2 protein-coding genes are annotated in these 3,481 nt (G+C 68.3%); one reads left to right on the top strand and one right to left on the bottom strand.

Annotated features, from left to right (window positions below; genetic code table 11):
- Positions 1 to 175: 175 nt before the first annotated feature.
- Positions 176 to 1,981 (bottom strand): glycoside hydrolase family 6 protein, encoded by a 1,806-nt coding sequence (locus tag AB0F61_RS10310; RefSeq protein ID WP_357806529.1) that lies wholly within the window; start codon positions 1,979 to 1,981, stop codon positions 176 to 178.
- 614 nt (positions 1,982 to 2,595) lie between these two features.
- On the opposite strand from AB0F61_RS10310, the gene AB0F61_RS10305 reads away from it, so the two are divergent.
- Positions 2,596 to 3,481, top strand: an 886-nt coding sequence (locus AB0F61_RS10305; protein ID WP_357806526.1) for a hypothetical protein, incomplete at its 3' end; no start/stop codon positions are given.

The raw sequence follows: 3,481 nt of genomic DNA, 5'->3' as shown, positions 1-3,481 counted from the left end.
GAGCTGGCCGGCGGGATGCAGCCCGGTCACAACCTGCGGTTCTGGACACCGGGCGGGTCGTCGACGCCCCTGCTCGCCGCCGCCGACCGTGACGGTCGGGTCGGGGACCCGGGGGACCTGCCGCCGGCAGTGCCTCACCTACTGCCGGCGGCGGGTGGTTACGGGAGCGATCCGGTCAGAGCGCCGGGTACGCGTTGCGCATGAGCTCCTGGAACTGCGCGGAGAACCACGCACCGGAGATCGGCGCGTCCGGCAGCGCACCGGACGGGTTGTTGCCGTTGCGGGCGTTACCGCCGTACGTCGGGTCGCACATCCGGTCGAAGCCCTTGCCCTCGTTGTTCGGGATCTCCTTGCTGGAGCCGTCCGACTCACCCGGCGGCTTCACCCAGACGTAGGCGTCGATGCCGGTCGCCGGGTTCGCCCGGGGCCGCTCACCGAGACCGGCACCGGCCTGGTTGCACCAGTTGCCCGCGTGGAGCCGGCGGTCGATCCGACCACCGTTGACGTAGGTGTCGACGCTGGTCGTCGCGCCCGGGCCGGTGGGCCGGGCGGAGCCGCCCCAACCGTTGCGGGAGGTGTCGATCAGCATGCCGATGTTGGAGTTGAAGCCCACCGAGATCAGCTTGGTCCGGAACGCCTGGGCGAACGACAGCTCGTCGACGTAGAAGTTCCAGTCGATCCACTTGGACTGCCGCACCGTCTGACCGTTGACGTTGTCGGTGATCTTGACGTACGGCTCCTGCAGCGCCGAGTAGTTCGCCGTGTTGGTGATGAACCCGTGCACGTTGTTGACAGTGCTGCCGGAGGCGACCGCGGCGGTCTTCAGGATGTCGGCGGTCGGGCCGAAGTTGCTGTCCCAACCGAGCCAGCCGTGGTGGCCGGCGTCGATGTAGTTGTAGACGTTGCCGATGGCGCCCAGCTTGGCGAGGGCGTAGCCGACACCGTTGACGTACGCGCCGTTGGCCTTGACCGTGTCGCACATGACCGTGCCGCCGGGCTGACCCGAGGTGTTGGTCACGATGTTCGGCAGCGAGTCGATCTCGATCACGTTGATGATGCGCAGGTTCCGGTACTTCGCGTCGGCCTGGATCGCGGCGATCGGGTCGATGTACTGGGCCTTGTACTTGGGCAGCTCGTCCGGGCCCAGCTCACCATTCGAGGAGAGCGCGGAGCAGTCGCGGCCGGGCAGGTTGTAGATCACGAACTGGATGTAGCCGGCGCCCTGACGCAGCGCCTCGTCCAGGTGGTCACGCACTCCGAAGGCGCCGTTGGAGCTGCTGTCCGGGGTGCCGTTGATCGCGGCGATCCGGTCCAACCAGACGGCGGTGGGGTTGTTGGAGACCCGGCTTCCGCCCGGCTCGGCGTTCGCCTTGGCCTTCCACTCCGGGTTCACGTAGCCCGGGACCCCGGCGTACGGGTTGTCCACCTTCACTCCCGGGGGCGGGGTGGTCGGCGGAGGCGTGGTGGGCGGCGGGGTGGTCGGCGGGGGCGTGGTCGGGGGCGGCGTGGTGGGCGGTGGGCTGGTCGGCGGCGGCGTGGTGGGGTTGGTGCCACCGCCGTTGCAGACCACGCCGTTGAGGGTGAACGAGGTCGGCTTCGGGTTGCTGCCGCTCCAGGCGCCGTTGAAGCCGATGTTCGTCGACGCGCCAGTGCCGAGGGTGCCGTTGTAGGACAGGCTCCGGGCGGTGACCTGGCTGCCGGACTGGGTGAACTCTGCCGACCAGCCCTGCTGGACCCGCTGGCTGGAGTTGGGGAAGGTCCAACCCAGCGTCCAGCCGTTGACCGGGTCGCCGAGGTTCTTGATGGTGATGCTCGCGGTGAAGCCGCCGGACCAGTCGTTCGACGAGTAGCCGATCTCGCACTGCGTCGCGGCCTGCGCCGCCGTAACGGGGATCGTTACCAACCCACCGGCGACCAGGGCACCCGCGCCGGCGAGCGCGAGGGCCCGGCGTTGGCCGGACAGCCTTCTCCACACATTCATGCCACTGATCTCCTTGGGCGAGACCGGGCCCACGTACGGCCCGGCGAGACGGCCCGGTGAGCGTCCTGCACGGACGGCCGCCGGCGCCAACGGGATTTTTCGGGGACGCCCGACCCGGACGGGCGATGGTGGTGGTGGTGCACGACCAGCGGGGTGGCCGGTCGATCGGCGGCGGGTTGTCGCCCCGGTGAACCGGGTGCCCTCGACTGCCTGCCTGCGCGGTGTGGCTCCCCGAACCGCGTGCGCCGATTCTTACATGGGAGCGCTTCCATGGCAATGGCTCGATGCCTCGCGCCATGGTCAACCCGCGCATCCGTTTCGGACGATACCCCCGAGCCGACCCGAGCGGCACGTCCGAGACCACCGCCGGCGCTACCGGATGACCGGCGCGGTCCGGCTCGACGAGCGCCGAACGCCGTGCGCCGCCCGGAAGGCGCCGCGCCACCAGAGATGACGCGGGCCGCGCTGAAAGCCGCGTAGCACCCCTTCGCCTCTTACTCCTACCAAAGGTCAAAACGCGAATCTTTCACTTCATAAGTCATGAAACGGTCTAACGTCGGTCTTAGCTCGGTTGTCGCCGAGCTCAGGACAACAGGGATGGAGTGACGCAGGTCATGGCTAAGAAGATGCTCGGGAAGGTCGTTGCGGGCGCCGCGCTCGGCGGCGCGTCGCTCCTGGTGTTCGCACCGGGGATCGCCTACGCCAACGGCCACGACGACGGCAGGGACCAGGACGGCAAGGTCTACGCCAAGCCGCACGTCGTCAAGGCCGGCGAAGAGATCAAGCTCCTCGAGATCTGCCCGGATCGGCAGGAGCACGCGTTCGTGTGGTCCAAGGTCACCGGCAAGGTCAAGCTCAAGTCGGTTAACGAAGACCGGGACGAGGACCGCAAGTGGGGCGAGGAGGAGGACTCCTACGACCACGAGAACGGCAAGGACGACGAGGGCAAGGACGAGAACGGCAAGGACGACGAGGGCAAGGACGAACACGGCAAGGACGACAAGGGCAAGGACCACGAGGGCAAGGACGAGAACGGCAAGGACGACAAGGGCAAGGACGAGAACGGCAAGGACGAACACGGCAAGGACGACAAGGGCAAGGACCACGAGGGCAAGGACGAGAACGGCAAGGACGAGAACGGCAAGGACCACGAGGGCAAGGACGAGTCGCAGCCCGGCGGCCAGGGTGGCGGCGCCGCCGCCGACGCCTACGAGGACGAGGGCAGCAAGGACTGGAAGGGCGAGGAGCACGGCCAGGACGCGGATGACAGCCGCGACGAGAAGGGCCGGGACTCGAAGGACGAGCACGGCTCGGACAAGGGCCGGGACTACCGGAACGAGCACGGCTCGGACAAGGGCTGGGACTCGAAGGACGAGCACGGCTCCGACAAGGGCCGGGACTACCGGGGCGAGGACGAGTACGGCTCGGACAACGGCCGGGACTCCCGCGACGAGGACAAGTACGGCGACGAGGACAAGTACGGCGACGAGGACAAGTACG

The sequence above is a fragment of the Micromonospora sp. NPDC023888 genome, assembly GCF_040639415.1.
In the GTDB taxonomy this organism is placed as follows: Bacteria; Actinomycetota; Actinomycetes; order Mycobacteriales; family Micromonosporaceae; genus Micromonospora.
Note: the sequence above shows the minus strand (reverse complement) of the source record. Positions and strands in the feature narration are given on the sequence as shown.

Excerpts from the sequence above, each read along its gene's own strand:
- AB0F61_RS10310 (WP_357806529.1), bottom strand. The coding sequence starts at position 1,981 with ATGAATGTGTGGAGAAGGCTGTCCGGCCAACGCCGGGCCCTCGCGCTC.